Source organism: Streptomyces sp. NPDC033270 (assembly GCF_055576575.1).
This window is the reverse complement of record NZ_JBVIRA010000010.1, coordinates 188,523-206,362: the sequence shown is the minus strand read 5'-3', so window position 1 is coordinate 206,362 and position 17,840 is coordinate 188,523. Positions and strand designations below refer to the sequence as shown.

Below are 17,840 nucleotides of genomic sequence, written 5' to 3'. Positions count from 1 at the left end.
CCGGGTGCCGGGCGGGCCCGTGGCACCCGTCCGCCCGGCGGCCGCCCGCCCGGCTCGCCCGTCAGCAGCTGAACTTGGCGTCGCCCCAGTCGGCGTGGTCGTAGTCGATCCCGTCCCCGCCGTCGGTCACCACGAGCCGGACCGACTCGGCTCCGGCGATCTGGGCGCCGAGGGCGTGCGCGCCGTCCGCGCCGGTGGCGGTGCCGCTCGCGGCGACCCGCCGGCCGTCGGCCCACACCTCGAAGCCGGCCGAGCCGCGGTCGCCGGACTCGTCGTCGATGCCGACCCGGGCGCTGAAGGCGGAGCACCGCCCGCCGGTGTAGAAGCCGACCTCGGAGGCCGCGTGGACACCGAGGCCCTTGGGGGTGTCCGCAAAGTCCCGCCTGGCCCGCGACGCCCGGCACGGCACCTCGCGGCGTTGTCGGATCGTCCACGTAGCCCACTACGAGGACGACCCTCCGCCTTGCGATGCACCGCACCGGACGCCGCGGGCCCCGCCCTACGGGCGGACGACGGGACTTTGCGGACACCCCCTAGGCGAAGCGGGTGCCGCCGATGCCGATCGGCCGGCCGTCCCCGGCGTCGCGCTCCCCGACGCTGGTGTTCCGCTCGACCGGGCCCCAGCCGTTGGCGGCACTCAGCCAGGGGAGTTCGGCGGCGTACGCGGTGCCGGACGGCGGCGGCACCACGACATGGGCGGTGCCGGGCAGGGTGGCGGTGATCCGCTTGCCGCCCGGTGAGCGGTAGTCGGCGGTGAGCGGCAGCGGGTAGGCGCCCGGTGCGGCGCCGGCCGGTGCGGTGATCCGCCAGGTGGTGGTGAGCGTCCTGCCGCCGGGCAGCGCGCGGGCGGTCGCGGGCGAGGTGGCCTCGGCCCGCCACCCGCGCGGGGCCTTGAGGGTCACGGTGAGGTTCCTGGCGGGGGTGCCGCCGAGGTTGCGGACGGTGGAGCTCAGGCCGGCCGTGGCGCCGGCCTCGACCAGCGGTGTGCGGTCGGTGCCGGTCTCGACGGCCGGCGGGTGGTCGGCCCAGTGCTCGTCGGCCGCGATCCGGTAGACGGTGGTGCCGTGGGCCGGCACGGTCGCGGTGACGGTGCCCGTGGTGTGGGTGTCGCGGTGCTGCCACAGGTCGCGCAGGCGGTAGCCGGCGGCCTGGGGGAGGCCCGCGTCCCGGGCGGTGGTGGTGATCCGCTGCGGCTGGTCGGTCTCGTTGAACAGCGCCACCGCCCGCTCGCCGCCCGCCAGTTCCTTGACCAGTGTCCAGCGGCCGGATTCGGACTTCAGCACGGTGGCCTGCTTGCCCAGCGCGTCCTGGTCGAGCGCGATGAGGTCCTTGTTCGCCAGGATCTCGAAGGTCTCCGGGGACGCCTTGCGCAGATCGGAGCCGATCAGCAGCGGCGCGGACATCATCGACCACAGGGAGAAGTGGCTGCGGTACTCGGTGTCCGTCATCCCGCCGTTGCCGACCTCCAGCATGTCCGGGTCGTTCCAGTGCCCGGGCCCGGCGGACGGCGCCAACGGCAGATTCCGCTTGGCGATGTCCAGCATGGTCGACCAGGAGTCACTGATGTCGCCGGTGGTGCGCCACAGGTGTCCTACGTCCGACGCCCACTCCCAGGGCTTGTTCTCGCCCCATTCGCAGATGCTGTAGACGATGGGCCGGCCGGTGGCCTTCAGCGCGTCCCGCATGGTGCGGTACCGCTGCCTGGCGTCCACGCCCTGGTTATTGCAGTTGTCGTACTTGAGGTAGTCCACGCCCCAGTCGGCGAACTGCCGCGCGTCGGACGCCTCATGCCCCAGGCCGCCGGGGAATCCGGCCTCGTTGCAGGTCTTGGTACCGGCGCTGGTGTAGATGCCGAACTTCAGGCCCTTGGCGTGGACGTAGTCGGCAACCGCCTTGATGCCGTGCGGAAAGCGCTGCGGATCCGGTACGAGCCTGCCGTCCGCGTCGCGCTCGGGCAGCGCCCAGCAGTCGTCGAGATTGACGTACTGGTAGCCGGCGTCCTTGAGGCCCTTGGCGAGGAAGAGGTCGGCGATGCCCTGGACCATGTCCTCGTTGAACTCCGCGCGGCAGTGCGTGGAGTTCCAGTTGTTGAAGCCCATCGGGGGCGTCGTGGCCAGCCCGTCGGGAAGCCGGGGTGCGGGGGCGGCGCGGGAGGCGTCGGCGGGCCCCGGGCCGGCGGGTGTACGAGCCGCGGCGGGCAGGGCGCTCACCCCTGCCGCGCAGAGCAGTGCGGCGGACAGTGCTCCGACGATTCTTCGCTGTCCTCGCCGGTGGATGGTGCGGATATGAACGCGCATGGGTCGCGTCCTCCGTCTTCCCGAGAGATGTGGTGGAAGCGTGTATCTGTCACTGGCGAGTGATTACGGTAGGGCTTGTTGGAGTCTGTTGGAAGAGGGGTGCGGCGCTTCCTCCTCTGCCTGCCAAAACCTTTGACGGGCCCAGCTGTTCGGAGTGAAGGCCTCACGTGCGCGTTCGGTTCTGTTTGGTTCCATCGGCGAAGACGGGAGCATGCCCCGGTCAGCGTTCAGAGGCTCAACTGCCCACGAGGGAAGGGGCGGGACGTCGGATGTCCCGGCGGACGCTGCGGCCGTGTGGTGCGCCGCCGTCATATGCGGCCTCCCGTATGCCGACGGGGTGCGGGCACCCGCTGTGCGGGTGAGGGTTTCGGTACAGGAGGGGCTGGGGAGCGCTTGTTTGCCGGGGCGTCGCGGCGGGGGATACGAGACCGGCATCCTCCTCACGACGTATGTCTCCACTGGCGCGTCCATGGGTACGCGAAGTCTCCCTGGCCGGGCAGGTGGTCGCATGCACAACGTTCCCGGCCGCCTGTGCGGCCCGTGGTCCCGAGCGTTTCCGTGGCAGGGTGTTGCGGGCAACTCACCTGGGTCTAGGGAAGAGGGGAAACCGTGATCGTCTGGCTGAACGGCACGTTCGGTGCGGGCAAGACCACTGCGGCTCATGAACTGCTCGACCTGCTTCCCGGAAGCACGCTCTACGACCCCGAACTCCTCGGCAGCGGGCTGCGGTTGATGCTGCCGGCCAAGCGGTTCGAGGAGGTCGACGACTACCAGGACCTGCCGGCCTGGCGGCGGATGGTCGCCGACACCGCGGCCGCGCTGCTCACCGAGGTGCCGGGTCCGCTGGTGACGCCGATGACGCTGCTGCGCCAGGAGTACCGCGACGAGATCTTCGGCTCCCTCGCCGCCCGCCGGATACCCGTGCGGCATGTTCTGCTGCATGCGGAGGAAACGATCCTGCGGGCGCGGATAGCGCACCGCGAGGAGACGCCGGGCGACGACGGGGCCAACGCCTCGATCCGCCGCTGGAGCCTGGCGCACCTGGGGCCGTACGCCGAGGCGCTGCCGTGGCTCACGGATGACGCGCATGTCGTCGACACCACCCGGCTGACGCCCCGGCAGACCGCCGAGCGGGTCGCCGAGGCCGTCCGCGCCGGGGCCGGCGCCTGCGACATCGTGCAGACACCCGAACCGACCGCCGAGACGCTCGCGGCCGGCGTCCTGCTCTTCGACGACCAGGACCGGGTGCTGCTGGTCGACCCGACCTACAAGGCCGGCTGGGAGTTCCCCGGCGGCGTCGTGGAGCGCGGCGAGGCGCCGGCCCACGCCGGTGTGCGCGAGGTCGCCGAGGAACTGGGCATCGAACTGCCGCACCCGCCCCGGCTGCTGGTGCTGGACTGGGAGGCCCCCAAACCGCCCGGCTTCGGCGGCCTGCGCCTGCTCTACGACGGCGGCACCCTGACCGAGGAGCGGATCGGCAAGCTGCTGCTGCCCGGCGCCGAACTGCGCGACTGGCGCTTCGTCACCGAGGCCGAGGCCGAGCAGCTGCTGCCCCCGGTGCGCTGGAACCGCCTGCACTGGGCACTGCGCGCCCGGGAACGGGGCTGCCCGCTCCACCTGGAGGCCGGCGTCCCCGTCGGCTGACGCGCCGGCCGGGGAGGGGCGCCGCGCCCGGAGGGAGTCCGGCCGCGGCGCCCGATCGGCTTCTCGCACCCCTCAGGAGCCGCCCGCAGGCGTCTGCTGAACGGGACGTCAGGCCCGGCTGTCCGCGTACCGCTGCAGGAACAGCGCCTCCGCCAGCGAGAGCCGCTCCAGCTCCTCGGGCGAGACGCTCTCGTTGACCGCGTGGATCTGCGCCTCGGGCTCGCTCAGGCCGATCAGCAGGATCTCCGCGTCCGGGTAGAGCCCGGCCAGGGTGTTGCACAGCGGGATCGAGCCGCCCATACCGGACGTCTGCATCTCCTGGCCGTCGTAGGCCTCCCGCAGCGCCGCCGCCATCGACGCATACGCCGGGCTGGCAGTGTCCGCGCGGAACGGCTGCCCCTGCCCGATCTGCTCGACCGCGACCCGCGCGCCCCACGGCGCGGCGCCCTCCAGATGCGCGGCCAGCAGCTTCGTCGCCGCCGCGGCGTCCGTGCCCGGCGGCACCCGCAGACTCACCAGCGCCCGGGCGCCCGCATGGACGGACGGGGTGGCGCCGACGACCGGCGGGCAGTCGATGCCCAGCACCGTGACGGCTGGCCGGGCCCAGATCCGGTCCGCGACCGTGCCGCTCCCGATCAGCTCGACGCCGTCCAGCACCCTGGCGTCCTTGCGGAAGTCCTCCTCCGGATACTGCAGCCCCTCCCAGGCGGCGTCCGAGGCCAGCCCCCGCACCGTCGTCGAGCCGTCCTCCGCGCGCAGCGAGTCCAGGATCCGGATCAGCGCCGCCAGGGCGTCGGGGGCCGCGCCGCCGAACTGGCCGGAGTGCAGATTGCCCTCCAGGGTGTCGACCTGGACGCGTACGAGCGTCATCCCGCGCAGCGTCGCGGTCACCGTCGGCAGTCCGACCCGGAAGTTGCCGGCGTCACCGATGACGATGGCGTCGGCGGCCAGCAGCTCCGGGTGCGCCTCGGCGTACCGCTCCAGGCCGCCGGTGCCCTGCTCCTCCGAACCCTCCACGATCACCTTGACGTTGACCGGGACGCCGCCGTGCTCCTTCAGCGCGCGCAGCGCCGTCAGATGCATGACCAGGCCGCCCTTGCAGTCCGCCGCGCCGCGCCCGTACCAGCGGCCGTCGCGCTCGGTCAGCTCGAACGGCGGGGAGAGCCAGGCGGCCTCGTCCAGCGGCGGCTGCACGTCGTAGTGCGCGTACAGCAGCACCGTCGGGGCGCCGGCCGGGCCGGGCAGGAAGCCGTACACGGAACGGGTGCCGTCCGGGGTGTCCAGCAGCGCCACGTCCCGGAACCCGTCCGCCCGCAGCGCGCCGGCGACCCAGTCGGCGGCCGCCTCGCACTCGCTCGGGGGGAACTGGTCCGGATCGGCGACCGACTTGAAGGCCACCAGCTCGGCCAGCTCGGTCCTGGCGCGGGGCTGCAGTGCGGCGACGGTCTGCGCGAGCGGGCTGTCAGACATGGAACGCTCCTTGTGGGCGCGGCGTTGTCGGTACGGGCCGTCCGGGCCTCGTGAGCCGGACGGGCCGGAGGTACGGGCATGGGTGCCACCGATCTTCCCACAGGGCCTTCGCGCGAGAGCGGCCCGTAGGATGCGGGCGGTACGCGCAGCCAGGCATCGAACGGGAGCAGAAGCACAGGTGAGCAGCGAGCGGGCAGCGGAGGACAACCAGCAGGTGTGGGACGTCGTGGTGGTGGGCGCGGGGCCGGCGGGCGCCTCGGCCGCGCATGCCGCGGCCTGTACGGGACGCCGGGTGCTGCTCCTGGAGAAGGCACCACTGCCCCGCTACAAGACCTGCGGCGGCGGCATCATCGGCCCCTCGCGGGACTCCCTCCCGCCCGGCTTCGAACTGCCGCTGCGCGACCGGGTGCATGCGGTGACGTTCTCGCTGAACGGGAAGCTCACCCGCACCCGCCGCTCCAAGAACATGCTGTTCGGCCTGATCAACCGCCCCGAGTTCGACGCCCGGCTGGTGGAGTCGGCCAAGGACGCGGGCGCGACGGTCCGTACCGGCGTCACGGTCTCGCGGGTCGAGCAGCACGGAGCCGAGGTGCCGGACCGGCGCACCGTCGCGGTGGTGCTGGGCGACGGCGAGGTGGTGCTGGCGCGGGCGGTGGTCGGCGCGGACGGCAGCGCGGGCCGGATAGGGGCCCACGTCGGGGTCAAGCTCGACCAGGTCGACCTGGGGCTGGAGGCGGAGATCCCGGTGCCCGAGCCGGTCGCCGAGGACTGGGCGGGCCGGGTGCTCATCGACTGGGGCCCGATCCCCGGCAGCTACGGCTGGGTCTTCCCCAAGGGCGACACCCTCACCGTCGGCGTCATCTCCGCCCGCGGCGAGGGCGCGGCGACCAAGCGCTATCTGGACGACTTCATCGGCCGGCTGGGCCTGGCAGGCTTCGAACCGAGCATCTCGTCCGGGCATCTGACGCGCTGCCGCGCCGATGACTCGCCGCTGTCCCGCGGCCGGGTGCTGGTGTGCGGCGACGCGGCCGGGCTGCTGGAGCCGTGGACGCGGGAGGGCATCTCCTTCGCGCTGCGGTCCGGCCGGCTCGCGGGGGAGTGGGCGGTGCGCGTCTCCGAGGCGCATGACGCGGTCGACGCCCGCCGCCAGGCCCTCAACTACGCCTTCGCGATCAAGGCGGGACTCGGTGTGGAGATGGGCGTGGGCCGGCGGCTGCTCACGGTCTTCTCCCGCCGCCCCGGTCTGGTGCACGCCGCGGTCACGAGCTTCCGGCCGGCCTGGCACGCCTTCGCGAAGATCACCCGTGGCACGACCACGCTCGCCGAGATCGTGCGCACCCACTCGGTGGCGCGACGGGCGCTGGAGTCCCTGGACCGGCGGTGAGGTCCGGGCGGTGCGGTGACCGGTGGCCAGGCGGTCGGCCTCGGCTCCCGTACCCCCGTACTCCCGCGGGAGTACGCCGGAGCACCGCGCCCGGCTGACGCCGCCGCGTCCCGTCAGGCCCTAGCGTGACGGCATGGAGAACACACGGCCGCCGTGGGCGCGGCGCTGCCTCGGCCCGGTGTGGGAGCGGTGGCTGTCGGTCCCGTCCGACACCCCGCGCGGCCGGTGGGCCGCCCGGCTGCCCTGGCTCTCGACGCTCGCGGTGACGGTCGTCGTCATGGTGGGCTCGGGCTTCGCCGGGCGCGGCCAGCCGGACCGCGTCGCGCTGGACCCCTTCGGTCGCGCCCTCCTGGCCGTCGGCGCGGCCCAGCTGCTCTTCCGGCACCGCTACCCGCGCACCGTCGCGCTCGGCACTGCCGCGACCAGCGCCGCCTACCTCGCGGCCGGCTATCCCTACGGACCGGTCTTCCTCCCCCTCGCCCTCGGCGCCTTCGCGGCGATCGTCGCCGGACACCGCAAGGTCGCCTGGTGCGCACTGGGCGGGGTGTGGGCCACCCATCTCCTGGTCGCGCACTGGCTCTACCGCGTGCTGCCGCCCCCGCACGACGGGCCCGCCCCCTGGGGCCAGGAGCTGTTCGTGACCGCCTGGGCGGTGGCGGTGGTGGCGCTCTCCGAGCTCGTGCGGGTGCGCCGCGAGCAGATCGCCGAGGCGCGCGCCGAGCGGGCCGCGGCGGAACGCCGCCGGGCCGACGAGGAGCGGCTGCGGATCGCCCGCGAGCTGCACGACGTCCTCGCGCACAGCATCTCCGTCATCAACGTCCAGGCGGGCGTGGGGCTGGCGCTGCTGGACAGCGACCCGGAGCAGGCGCGCACGGCGCTGACCACCATCAAGGCCGCGAGCAAGGAGGCGCTCGGCGAGGTCCGCCAGGTCCTCGACGCCCTGCGCACCCCGGGCGACGCCCCGCGTGCCCCCGCCCCGGGCCTGGACCGGCTGCCCGAACTCACCGCACAGGCCGAGAGCGCCGGCCTGACCGTGCACCTCACCACCGAGGGCACCCCCGCCGTCCTCACGCCGGGCACCGACCTCGCCGCCTTCCGCATCGTCCAGGAAGCCCTCACCAACACCGTGCGCCACTCCGGTTCCCGCACCGCGCGGGTGCTGCTCCACCACGCTCCCGGAGCACTGGAGATCCAGGTCGACGACGACGGCCCGGCCACCGCCGGCCCGCACCCGGCCGGCGGCGGCAACGGCCTGGTCGGGATGCGGGAGCGGGCCGCGGCGCTGGGCGGCACCGTCGAGGCGGGCCCGCGCCCGGACGGCGGCTTCCGCGTCCTCGCCCGCATCCCGCTGGAGAAGGGGCAGGCGACGGGCAAGGGCCGAGCCCCGGCCACGGATACGGTGAACCGGACCGCCGCCACCGAGGAGGAGTCGTGATCCGGGTACTGCTCGCCGACGACCAACTGCTGGTACGGGCCGGTTTCAAGGTGCTGCTGGACGCGCAGCCGGACATCGAGGTGGTCGCCGAGGCCGGGGACGGGCGGCAGGCGGTCGAAGCGGCGCGCGCGCACCGCCCGGACGTCGCGTTGATGGACATCCGGATGCCGGTGCTGGACGGCCTGGTCGCCACCCGCCGGATCACCGAGGACCCGCAACTGGCCGACGTGAAGGTCGTCATGCTGACCACCTTCGAGCTGGACGAGTACGTCTTCGAGGCGATCCGCTCCGGGGCCTCCGGCTTCCTGGTCAAGGACACCGAGCCGGAAGAGCTCGTACGGGCCGTGCGGGCGGTCGTCGCCGGCGACGCGCTGCTCTCGCCCGGCGTCACCCGCCGTCTGATCGCCGAGTTCGCGGCCCGCTCCAAGGAACCCGCCGCGGCCGGCGCGCTGTCCGGACTCACCGACCGGGAGCGGGAGGTGATGGCCCTGGTCGGCATCGGTCTGACCAACGAGGAGATCGCCCGCCGTCTGGTCGTCAGCCCGCTCACCGCGAAGACGCACGTCAGCCGCGCCATGATCAAACTGGGCGCCCGCGACCGCGCCCAACTCGTCGTCCTGGCCTACGAGTCGGGGTTGGTCCGACCGGGCTGGCTTGGCTGACCCCACCCGACGTCCCCGACGTCGGGGCGGCCGCCCGACCGCCCCGACCGGCGCCGCGGCGTCCGCACCACCTGGAGGGTGAGGAGCGCCCCGGCCTCAGATCCCCCCGCGCTCCCGCCAGAGCTCGACCAGGGCCTTGTCGCCGGTGATCGTCAGGGCGTCCCAGGGGAGGCGGTTCCACAGGGTCAGGTACAGCTCCTCGGCCGGGCCCTCGATGGTGCAGTCGGCGGGCTTCGCGGGCTCGGGGCCGTCCGCGCCGGCGTCGGCCGGGGTACGCACCACGCGCGGGGTCGCCTCGGAGAGGTGGACGGTCCAGTCGGCGCCGGGGGCGTCGCTGCCGCGCACCCGCAGCGTCCGCGGCAGGTCCGTACGGAGCCGGCTGCGGTCGAGGGAGTGGATGCCCGTCAGGAGTTCGTCGACGCCGTCGGCGGCGAAGGCGGCGGGGAGGGGGGTCAGGGCGGCGCCGATCGCCTGCTGGGCGTCGACGCGGTGCACCGATGTTTCGTGCGCCTGGCGGCGTGCCCAGAACGCGAGCGGCGACGACGCGGGCCACATCGACCAGGCCGCCAGGTCCTGCGGGGCGTTGTGCAGCGCGAGGACGAGGTGGTGGTGGCCCTCGCGCAGCCAGCCCACCAGTTCGTCGTCGGCCAGGTCCGGCGCCTCGGCGGGACGGCTGGGCTGCTGCGCTCCCTGCGCCACGATCCCTGTCGCCCAGCGGTGGACCCGCCCGACGTGGCGGACCAGATCCCGCATCCGCCAGTCGGGACACGCCGGGATCGAGGCCTCCGGCCCCGCCTCCTCGGCGGCGTCGGCGAGCAGGCCCCCGTCCAGTCGGAGCGTTTCGACGAACTCAGTGATCTCCATGCCCCTGAGTGTGCCAGCCGCCACTGACAGCCGACCTCCGCGGGGCGGGGCCGTCCCGTCCAGGCGCCCGGGTCTCAGTGGCGAGCGGTGCGGTGCGCGCCGCGGGTCGCATACGCGATCGCGGCCGCGACCGCGGCGAGCAGGGCGAGTGTGGTCAGCGCGACGGGCAGGGTGAACGCCTCGGCGAGGAACCCGATGGCGGGCGGGCCGAGCAGCATCCCGCCGTAGCCGACCGTGGACGCCACGGCGACGCCGTCCGCCCCGCCCGCCTCGCCGGCCCGGGCGATGGCGATCGGGAAGATGTTGGCGAGCCCGAGACCCGCGACGGCGAAGCCGAGGCACGCCGACCAGGCGGTGGGGGCGAGCGCGCCGAGCAGCATGCCCGCGGTCGCCGTCGTCCCGCCCGCGATCAGCGACCGGGCCGCACCGAAGCGCTGCACCATCGCGGTCCCGGACAGCCGTCCGACGGTCATGGCCAGCGCGAACACCGCGTATCCGGCGGCGGCCACACCTGGACCGGCGGCCAGATCCTGCGAGAGGTGCAGCGCGCCCCAGTCGGCCATCGCCCCCTCGCCGTACGCGGTGCACAGGGCGATCAGACCGAAGACGAGGACCAGGCGGCCCGGACCGCGCCCCCGGTCCGCGCGGGTGGCCCCGGCGCGGTCCTCCGCTGCCGCCGGCATCCGCTCGGGCACGACGGGGGCGGGGTGCCGGTGCAGCGAGCGCCCCGCAACGGCGGTCGCCAGCAGGCCGATCGCGGCGAGCAGCGACAGATGGACGAGGGGGGAGAGGTGGCCCGCGAGCAGCCCGCCGAGCCCGGCGCCCAGCATGCCGCCGAGGCTGAAGGCGGCGTGGAAGCTCGGCATCACCGGGCGCCGTAGGGCGGCGATGAGGTCGACGGCGGCGCTGTTCATCGCGACGTTGAGGGAGCCGTACGCGGCGCCGAAGACCAGCAGGACCAGCCCCAGGGCGGTCGCCGAGTGGGTGAGCGGCGGCAGCACGATGCTCAGCGCGAGGGCGGCCGCGGAGGCGGTCGTCACGGCGTGGCTGCCGAAGCGCCGGCACAGCCGTCCGGTGAGCAGCATGAAGGCGACCGCACCCGCCGACACGCCGAGCAGCGCGAGGCCGAGTGCGCCCGCGCCGGCTCCGGTCTGGGCCTTGATGGCCGGGATGCGGACGACCCATCCGGCGAAGAGGAAGCCGTCCATGGCGAAGAACGCGGTGAGGGCGATGCGCAGGCGGGTCAGGTCGGGGAGGTCGGAGAGGTGGGGGAGGTGGAGGGGGTGTCGGCGGGGGTGGTGGGATCGGCGTGATCGGGGGTGTCGATCGGTCGCTGGGGAGCTGTGGTCCCGGGTGAGGACCCTCCGTATTTTGTTTAGCGTCGGCACAAAGTCAGAATAGGGGTGTGACCCAGACTCGGACAACCAGGTTGGAGCGGGGCCGTGGCGCCCTCGGACCCGCACTGGAGCTCGTACACACCGGACGCGCGCCCACGCGCGCCGTCCTGACCACCGAACTCGGCGTGACCCGCGCGACCGCGGGCGCGGTGGCCGCCGAGCTCGAAGCCCTCGGCCTGATCACCGTCGACTCCCGGCCGACCGCCTCGGCCGGCTCCCAAGGGCGCCCCTCCCACCGGCTCTTCGTGAACGAGAACGGCCCCGTCGTACTCGCCGCGCAGATCCACGCCGACGGGTTCCGGGTCGCGCTGGTCGGCCTGGGGGGCCGCATCGTGGCGACCTCGGCCGGCTGCGGCACCATCCCCGCCGATCCCGCCCATGTCCTCGCCGACGTCGTCGCGGCCGGCGCGGACCTGCTGCGCGAGACCGGCCGGCGCTGCCTGGGAGCCGGCCTCGCGGTGCCCTCCGCGGTCGCGGAACCGGACGGCGAGGCGCTCAACCCGCTGCACCTCGCCTGGCCTTCCGGCGCCCCCGTCCGCGAACTCTTCCTGCGCTCGCTCACTGAGGCCGGCATCCCGGGCGTGACCGAGACGATCGGTTTCACCGGCAACGACGTCAACCTCATGGCACTGGCCGAACACCGCCACGGTGCCGGCCGGGGCGCCCGCGACCTGCTCTGCGTGGCCTCCGGGCACCGCGGCGTCGGCGGCGCGCTGGTGCTCGACGGCCGGCTGCACAGCGGGAGTTCGGGCCTGGCGCTGGAGGTCGGCCATCTGACCGTCCACCCCGAGGGAGCGCCCTGCCACTGCGGCAGCCGCGGCTGCCTGGACGTCGAGGCGGATCCGCTCGCCTTCCTCGTCGCGGCCGGCCGCGAACCGGGACCGGAGGTCTCGCTGCTCCAGCAGGCCGCCGAGCTGCTCAGGGACGCGTACACCGACCCGGGCGTACGGGCCGCGGCCGACCTCCTGATCGACCGCCTCGGGCTCGGCATCGCCGGGCTCGTCAACATCCTCAACCCCGACCGCGTCATCCTCGGCGGGCTGCACCGCGCCCTGCTGGAGGCCGACCCGGAGCGGCTGCGTGCGGTGGTCGCCGACCGCAGCCTGTGGGGGCGCAGCGGCGGGATTCCGATCCTGCCGTGCAGCCTCGACCACAACAGCCTGGTGGGCGCGGCGGAGCTGGCCTGGCAGCCGGTGCTGGACGATCCGCTGGCCGTGGTCGAGCGGTAGCCCGTCGGGCACGTCCGGGGCGGTGGCCCGCCCGTCGTGGTCGCCCGGAGGTCCGTCAGCCGCCACCGCCCGTCCGTGCCCACGTAGCGGCGAAGGCCCGCGCCGGGTTGGTGGTCAGCCACCGCGTCACCAGGTCCTTGCCCAGGGTCAGTTCGAGCCGCTCCCGGTGGCGGCGCAGCAGATGTGGCATACCCGGGCCGCCGTCGACCGACCTGGCGCCGGCCGTCGTGGTGTCGCCGCCGAGCAGGATCCGGTCCCCGAAGCCCGCGTCGGCGAGTGCGGCCAGTGCCTCCGGCAGCCGCCAGTCGGTCGCGTGGTGCGTGCGCGAGGGGCCGTCGAAGGCCAGGTACGCCCCTGCCTCGGCGGCGGCCCGGTGGACCACGGGGTCCGGTGCGCGGTTGAGATGGCCGAGGATCACCCGGTCCGGCGGGACCGCCAACTCCCCGCAGAGCAGCTCCAGCACGTCCGGTGCGCCGGTGCCCAGCTCCAGATGGACACCGATGGCCGCGCCGGTCGCGTGCTGGGCCTCGGCGGCCGCGGCCATGGTGTACCGGGTGTGCCGGTCCAGGCCGTGGAAGCCGCCGGCCACCTTGATCATCCCGGCCCGCGGGCCGCCCTCGCCGATCCCTTCGGTCAGCTCGGCGACGAACAGCCCGGCCAGATCCGGACGGATCCGGTCCAGCAGCTCGGGGGTGTAGTGCGCCGCCTGGTGCAGCCCGGTGGCGGCGACGATCCGCACTCCCGACTCCCTCGCCAGACGCGGGAGTTCGGCCGCGCCCCGGCCCATGCCGTACGGCGTCCACTGGATCACCGCCGCCCCGCCGGCCGCGCGGAAGGCGCTCAGCTCGGCCGCCGCGGCCGCCGCGTCGGCCAGTTCCTGGCCGGGGAGCAGGGGGCTGCGCAGGAAGAGATGGTCGTGTGCGTCGCAGACGCCGAGGTCGGCGGGCGCGATGTCGCCGAGGACGGTGCGGACGGCGGGAGCGGGGTGAGCGGAGGGGAAGGCGGGGCCGGCGGGGGCCGCGGGGTGCGAGGTCACCACTGCGGCCCCGCCCCCAGCCGGCCGGTGCCCGGAGCGGACAGATGCAGCACCTCGTAGCGGTCGCCCGCGGCCCGGGGGGCGGCGTCCGCCCAGAGGGTGAAGTGGACCAGCTCCCAGCGGCGCGGGTCGAGAGCCAGCGCGGTGGTGTGCACCGCCTCCATCGTGGCCAGCTCCTCGTGCGCGGCCACCGCCCGGTCGGTGACGGCGGCCACGTCGGCATGCTCGTCGAGCGACTCCGTCCGGCGGGTGAAGGCGCGCGGGGTCGTCCCGGCGGCCGGGCCCGGCCGGTGGAACAGCCCCTGCCAGTGCTGGACCGCCGGCCGCCCGAAGTCGCGGACCACACCGCGGAATCCGTCGCCGAGGAGGAAGCGGTTCATGGCCTGCGGATCGGCCCAGAGGTAGAACGGCGCGTACTGGTTGACGGGCGAGCCGTCGACGCCGCGCTCGCGGACTCCGTACGCCTTGAGGCCGAGCCCCTCGAAGCCGTCGAGGAGGTGGCCCTTTGACTTCACCCGGTTCCGGATGATCCGCATGTCGTAGTCGGCGGGCAGGGTGATCGCGTACTGCATGGCGTGCATGAGGAGGCTCCGTACGGGTGCGGGGTGGGGAGGAGAGGGCGAGGCCGGTGGTCCGGTCGCCGTCGGTGGTGTGCCGGGGGCCGCGGTCGCGGTCGCGGTTGCGCGGCGGGCCGTCACCCGCCCGGGTACTCCCGCTCGCCGACCCGCTCCGCCCACTCGGTGGTGGTGCCGTCGTCGGCGGCCTCGACGGTCGCCAGGTGCGTCATGAAGGTGTCCGGCGCCGCGCCGTGCCAATGCCGTTCGCCCGGCGCGATCCAGACGGTGTCCCCGGCGCGGATCGGCTCGACGGGGCCGCCCGCGCGCTGCACCAGACCGGCGCCCTCGGTGACGTGCAGGACCTGGCCGTGCGGGTGGGTGTGCCAGGCGGTGTGCGCGCCGGGCGCGAAGTGCACGCTGAACATGCGCAGGCGGGAGGGCGCGGGCGGGGCGGCGATCTCATCGAGCCAGACGGTCCCGGTGAACTGCGCGGCGGGCCCCGGCCTGCTGGCGGGCCGCTCTCGGGTGATCTCCATGGCGGGTGCACTCCTTCACGGGTGACGGGTGACGGGTGACGGGTTACCGGTTGCTGGTTGGTTGCTGTGGTTCGTGACGGGCCATCGGTTTACGGGCTGTCGGGCCGGTGGGCCGGGGGAGAGGGGCGGACGACCTGTGTGGCGAGCAGCGCCAGCACGCCCTCCACGGCCGCGTCGAACGGCGCCGTGTCATCCGCCGCGCGGGCCAGCACATAGCCGCCCTGGACCACGGCCGCGACGGTGGCGGCGGTGGCCACCGGATCCAGGCCCGCGGCCAGCTCGCCGCGCCGCTGCCCGTCGGCGAGGACCTCGGCGAGCCGGCCCCGGAGCCAGTCGAACATCTCGTCCAGCGGCGCCCGCAGCTCGGGGCTCAGCACCACATCGCGGTCCTGCGTCATCCGGCCGATCGGGCAGCCGCGCAGCACCTGGCGCTCGCGCAGCAGATACGCCCCGACCCGCTCGTACGCCGTACCCGGGGCGGACAGGCACTCCTGGGCCGTCTCCTTCATGCCCTCCGCGGTGCGCCGGATCGCCGCCAGCGCGAGGTCGGACTTGCCGGAGAAGTGGTGGTACATGCTGCCCTGGCCCACGCCCGCGCGCTCCAGGATCGCTTTGGGGCTGGTGCCGACGTACCCCCGCTCCCAGAGGAGTTCCTGAGTGCTTCGCACCAGCCGCTCCTGAGTGCTGAGCCGCTCCTGAGAGCCGGGACGTTCCTGAGTGCTCATACGGGCACTGTACATACTAGTAGTTACAGAGATCAACAAGGATCCGAAGAGGCCCGGGACGGCTGCTTACTGCCACGCCTCGGACGGCCGCCTACCGCCCCGCGTGCTCCCCGCGTACTCCTCGCACTCCCGACGCCCCAAGGGGGGCGCGGCCTGACCGTCCCCGGTCGCGCCGGGCACCCCCTGCGGCCGGGGAGCGCGTCAGCCGACCCGCGCTCCCCGTGTCCGGGAACGGGTGTCGGCCGTCGTCCGCACGTCGTCCCCCAGCGACAGCGGCTCCCAGTGCGCGTGGTCCGCGCGCATCTCCTCCGGGGTGGCGGGCAGGGCCGGAAGGGTGAACCACACGACCTTGCCGCTGCCGTCCGGGCGCATTCCCCAGCTCTCGCTGAGCGCCGCGATCAGCGCCAGACCGCGTCCGCAGGTCTCCCAGCTGCCGGCGGTGCGGAGGTGGGGCAGCCGGGGGTCCTCGTCGTGCACCGAGACCGTCAACCGGTCCAGGAGTAGGCGCAGTTCGACGGTGCACTGTTTGCTGGGGCGGGCGTGCCGGTGGACATTGGCCAGGAGTTCGGTCACGCCGAGCGCGGCGGGGTCGACCAGGTCGTCGAGACGCCAGTGCCGCAGCTGTGCGGAGACGATGGTGCGCACCTGGCCGATGTGAGCCGGAACGGCTTGGAGCTCCACCGTGCAGTGCCTGCTGGGCTGCCTGATCACGACCGCGACTCCCTGATGAGGTCGGGCGCCCCTCGTGCCTGGCAGGGGCGAAGACCGGATCCAACGATGCCCGCTGCACCACAACGTCACCGCTGGTGAACCCTCAGTGATACGAGTTCCAGGGTCGGCCAGGCGGTGCGCTCCCGCAACCGCACCGCCTCGGCCCGGTCGGGCGCTCAGGGGCGTGGCGGACGCGCCGCCTCCAGGGCCTTGAAGAAGAGCTCCGGGGCGCCGAGCGTGAGCGAATAACGGTGCCCGTTGAGTGTGGCGAGCGCCCGGTCCCGCGCCGCGAACAGCGGCTTGTGGGCCTGTACGGCCTGCAGCGGGGCGCTGTCTATCTCCGTGCCGTAGCTGGTCAGCAGCGCCAGCCGGCCGTCTCTGATGACGACCTGGCCGGCCCGGGTCAGCGACCGCAGCCACCGCTCGATCCGTACGCCGGTCGCGTTGAACTCCGGCTCCGCCATCGCCGGCACCTCCTCGTGAGACGGGCAGGTGCCCTCCACCGCCCCTTGTGGGAAGTTTGCCGCGACCTCGCCCGGTGCACCAGTGCCCCTGGTGCCCGGCGGGTGCAACAGCCCTTTCCCAGGGCGTCCTTGGGGTATCCCAAAGTGATGTTTATGCAGGTGAGAAGCGTGCGGAGGGTGGCTATAGTCGGAATCGGCCCGGCGTAGTGCGCGGGCTTGGAACCCCTCTTGAGGAGCGCGCCGGTGAGCACCGCACAGCAGCCGCAGAGCCGGCCCGACCACGAGTCCGCGGCCGGGGCCCCGATGCCGACCGTCGATGTCGACCGCTCGGATCCGGACTACCGAAGCTGGCTCAAAGAAGCCGTCCGCAAGGTGCAGGCGGACGCCAACCGCACCGCCGACACCCACCTCCTGCGCTTCCCGCTGCCCGAGAAGTGGGGCATCGACCTCTACCTCAAGGACGAGTCGACGCACCCCACCGGCAGCCTCAAGCACCGGCTGGCCCGCTCGCTGTTCCTCTACGGGCTGTGCAACGGCTGGATCCGCCCGGGAAAGCCCGTCATCGAGTCCTCCAGCGGCTCCACGGCGGTGTCCGAGGCCTACTTCGCCTCGCTGATCGGGGTGCCGTTCATCGCCGTGATGCCGGCCACCACCAGTCGGGAGAAGACCCGGCTGATCGAGTTCCACGGCGGCAGCTGCCATCTGGTCCAGGACCCGCGGACCGTCTACGAGGTCTCCGCCCGGCTCGCCGCCGAGTCCGGTGGCCACTACATGGACCAGTTCACCTACGCCGAACGGGCCACGGACTGGCGCGGCAACAACAACATCGCCGAGTCGATCTACCAGCAGCTGCGCCTGGAGCGCTACCCCGAACCGGCCTGGATCGTGGCCACCGCGGGCACCGGCGGCACCTCCGCGACCATCGCCCGCTACGTCCACTACATGCAGTACGACACCCGCGTCTGCGTCCCCGACCCGGAGAACTCCTGTTTCTTCGACGGCTGGCTCACCGGCGACGCGGAGACCGACTGCGCCACCGCCTCCCGCATCGAGGGCATCGGGCGGCCCCGCATGGAACCGAGCTTCGTCCCCGGCGCCATAGACCGGATGATGAAGGTTCCCGACGCCGCCAGCGTCGCCGCGGTACGCGCCCTGGAGGCGGCGATCGGCCGCAAGGCGGGCGGCTCGACCGGTACGGGCCTGTGGAGCGCGTTGAAGATCGTCGCGGAGATGGTCGCCGAGGGCCGTACGGGATCGGTGGTCACGCTGCTGTGCGACCCCGGCGACCGCTACCTCGACAAGTACTACTCGGACGACTGGCTGGCCTCCCAGGGGCTGGACATCACGCCGTACGCGCGCACCATCGAGGAGTTCCTGGCCACGGGGTCCTGGCCCTCCTGAGGCCCGTCGCCCCGGTGCCGGCCGCCCG

General features: G+C 73.8%; 16 protein-coding genes and 1 pseudogene. 6 read left to right on the top strand and 11 right to left on the bottom strand.

What is annotated here, in order from left to right; all coding sequences use genetic code 11:
• Positions 1–61: 61 nt before the first annotated feature.
• Both ACZ5XZ_RS16945 and ACZ5XZ_RS16940 read right to left on the bottom strand, forming a co-directional pair.
• A pseudogene (locus tag ACZ5XZ_RS16945) lies at positions 62–361 on the bottom strand (NPCBM/NEW2 domain-containing protein); the annotation flags it as partial.
• 172 nt (positions 362–533) lie between these two features.
• Complete coding sequence (locus tag ACZ5XZ_RS16940; RefSeq protein ID WP_468978545.1) at positions 534–2,297, bottom strand: NEW3 domain-containing protein; 1,764 nt, start codon at positions 2,295–2,297, stop codon at positions 534–536.
• A 609-nt stretch (positions 2,298–2,906) separates the two neighbouring features.
• Between ACZ5XZ_RS16940 and ACZ5XZ_RS16935 the strand changes: the two genes are divergently transcribed.
• Positions 2,907–3,941 (top strand): NUDIX hydrolase, encoded by a 1,035-nt coding sequence (locus ACZ5XZ_RS16935; RefSeq protein ID WP_468978543.1) that lies wholly within the window; start codon positions 2,907–2,909, stop codon positions 3,939–3,941.
• A gap of 108 nt (positions 3,942–4,049) precedes the next feature.
• Here ACZ5XZ_RS16935 and ACZ5XZ_RS16930 read toward each other — a convergent pair whose 3' ends face one another.
• A complete protein-coding gene (locus ACZ5XZ_RS16930; protein WP_468978541.1) occupies positions 4,050–5,411 on the bottom strand; it encodes a M20/M25/M40 family metallo-hydrolase in 1,362 nt (453 codons plus the stop codon).
• Between the two features lie 178 nt (positions 5,412–5,589).
• On the opposite strand from ACZ5XZ_RS16930, the gene ACZ5XZ_RS16925 reads away from it, so the two are divergent.
• From ACZ5XZ_RS16925 to ACZ5XZ_RS16915, 3 genes are all read left to right on the top strand, one after another.
• Positions 5,590–6,795, top strand: a complete 1,206-nt coding sequence (locus ACZ5XZ_RS16925) for a geranylgeranyl reductase family protein (RefSeq protein WP_468978539.1) — start codon at positions 5,590–5,592, stop codon at positions 6,793–6,795.
• Positions 6,796–6,928: 133 nt separating this feature from the next.
• A complete protein-coding gene (locus tag ACZ5XZ_RS16920) occupies positions 6,929–8,230 on the top strand; it encodes a sensor histidine kinase (protein WP_468978537.1) in 1,302 nt (433 codons plus the stop codon).
• Entirely contained in the window at positions 8,227–8,892 is a 666-nt protein-coding gene (locus ACZ5XZ_RS16915; protein WP_468978536.1) for a response regulator, read from the top strand. The genes ACZ5XZ_RS16920 and ACZ5XZ_RS16915 overlap by 4 nt, the downstream gene beginning before the upstream one ends.
• A 96-nt stretch (positions 8,893–8,988) precedes the next feature.
• Here ACZ5XZ_RS16915 and ACZ5XZ_RS16910 read toward each other — a convergent pair whose 3' ends face one another.
• Complete coding sequence (locus ACZ5XZ_RS16910) at positions 8,989–9,756, bottom strand: maleylpyruvate isomerase family mycothiol-dependent enzyme (RefSeq protein WP_468978534.1); 768 nt, start codon at positions 9,754–9,756, stop codon at positions 8,989–8,991.
• Between the two features lie 74 nt (positions 9,757–9,830).
• Positions 9,831–11,144, bottom strand: a complete 1,314-nt coding sequence (locus ACZ5XZ_RS16905; RefSeq protein ID WP_468978532.1) for an MFS transporter — start codon at positions 11,142–11,144, stop codon at positions 9,831–9,833.
• Positions 11,145–11,161: 17 nt separating this feature from the next.
• Here ACZ5XZ_RS16905 and ACZ5XZ_RS16900 point away from each other — a divergent pair, with 17 nt between their 5' ends.
• Entirely contained in the window at positions 11,162–12,382 is a 1,221-nt protein-coding gene (locus ACZ5XZ_RS16900) for an ROK family protein (RefSeq protein ID WP_468978530.1), read from the top strand.
• A 55-nt stretch (positions 12,383–12,437) separates the two neighbouring features.
• Here the strand turns inward: ACZ5XZ_RS16900 and ACZ5XZ_RS16895 are convergent, their stop codons facing one another.
• The 6 genes from ACZ5XZ_RS16895 to ACZ5XZ_RS16870 all read right to left on the bottom strand — a co-directional run bounded on the left by ACZ5XZ_RS16895 (position 12,438) and on the right by ACZ5XZ_RS16870 (position 16,411).
• On the bottom strand, positions 12,438–13,418 hold the full coding sequence (locus ACZ5XZ_RS16895) for a phosphotriesterase family protein (RefSeq protein WP_468978527.1): 981 nt from the start codon (positions 13,416–13,418) through the stop codon (positions 12,438–12,440).
• Complete coding sequence (locus ACZ5XZ_RS16890) at positions 13,415–13,999, bottom strand: DUF4865 family protein (protein ID WP_468978525.1); 585 nt, start codon at positions 13,997–13,999, stop codon at positions 13,415–13,417. The genes ACZ5XZ_RS16895 and ACZ5XZ_RS16890 overlap by 4 nt, the downstream gene beginning before the upstream one ends.
• Positions 14,000–14,112: 113 nt before the next feature.
• Positions 14,113–14,511 carry a (R)-mandelonitrile lyase gene (locus ACZ5XZ_RS16885; protein WP_468978523.1) on the bottom strand — a complete coding sequence of 133 codons (399 nt, stop codon included), beginning with the start codon at positions 14,509–14,511 and terminating at the stop codon, positions 14,113–14,115.
• Positions 14,512–14,600: 89 nt separating this feature from the next.
• A complete protein-coding gene (locus ACZ5XZ_RS16880) occupies positions 14,601–15,236 on the bottom strand; it encodes a TetR/AcrR family transcriptional regulator (RefSeq protein WP_468978520.1) in 636 nt (211 codons plus the stop codon).
• Between the two features lie 201 nt (positions 15,237–15,437).
• A complete protein-coding gene (locus ACZ5XZ_RS16875; RefSeq protein ID WP_468978518.1) occupies positions 15,438–15,947 on the bottom strand; it encodes an ATP-binding protein in 510 nt (169 codons plus the stop codon).
• Positions 15,948–16,123: 176 nt separating this feature from the next.
• Complete coding sequence (locus tag ACZ5XZ_RS16870) at positions 16,124–16,411, bottom strand: hypothetical protein (RefSeq protein ID WP_468978515.1); 288 nt, start codon at positions 16,409–16,411, stop codon at positions 16,124–16,126.
• Between the two features lie 303 nt (positions 16,412–16,714).
• Between ACZ5XZ_RS16870 and ACZ5XZ_RS16865 the strand changes: the two genes are divergently transcribed.
• Positions 16,715–17,812 carry a PLP-dependent cysteine synthase family protein gene (locus ACZ5XZ_RS16865; RefSeq protein ID WP_468978624.1) on the top strand — a complete coding sequence of 366 codons (1,098 nt, stop codon included), beginning with the start codon at positions 16,715–16,717 and terminating at the stop codon, positions 17,810–17,812.
• Positions 17,813–17,840 lie beyond the last annotated feature (28 nt).

Coding starts and splice junctions, on each gene's coding strand:
- ACZ5XZ_RS16940 (WP_468978545.1), bottom strand. CDS start 2,297: ATGCGCGTTCATATCCGCACCATCCACCGGCGAGGACAGCGAAGAATC.
- ACZ5XZ_RS16910 (WP_468978534.1), bottom strand. CDS start 9,756: ATGGAGATCACTGAGTTCGTCGAAACGCTCCGACTGGACGGGGGCCTG.
- ACZ5XZ_RS16870 (WP_468978515.1), bottom strand. CDS start 16,411: ATGGCGGAGCCGGAGTTCAACGCGACCGGCGTACGGATCGAGCGGTGG.
- ACZ5XZ_RS16890 (WP_468978525.1), bottom strand. CDS start 13,999: ATGCACGCCATGCAGTACGCGATCACCCTGCCCGCCGACTACGACATG.
- ACZ5XZ_RS16880 (WP_468978520.1), bottom strand. CDS start 15,236: ATGAGCACTCAGGAACGTCCCGGCTCTCAGGAGCGGCTCAGCACTCAG.
- ACZ5XZ_RS16920 (WP_468978537.1), top strand. CDS start 6,929: ATGGAGAACACACGGCCGCCGTGGGCGCGGCGCTGCCTCGGCCCGGTG.
- ACZ5XZ_RS16930 (WP_468978541.1), bottom strand. CDS start 5,411: ATGTCTGACAGCCCGCTCGCGCAGACCGTCGCCGCACTGCAGCCCCGC.
- ACZ5XZ_RS16885 (WP_468978523.1), bottom strand. CDS start 14,511: ATGGAGATCACCCGAGAGCGGCCCGCCAGCAGGCCGGGGCCCGCCGCG.
- ACZ5XZ_RS16865 (WP_468978624.1), top strand. CDS start 16,715: ATGCCGACCGTCGATGTCGACCGCTCGGATCCGGACTACCGAAGCTGG.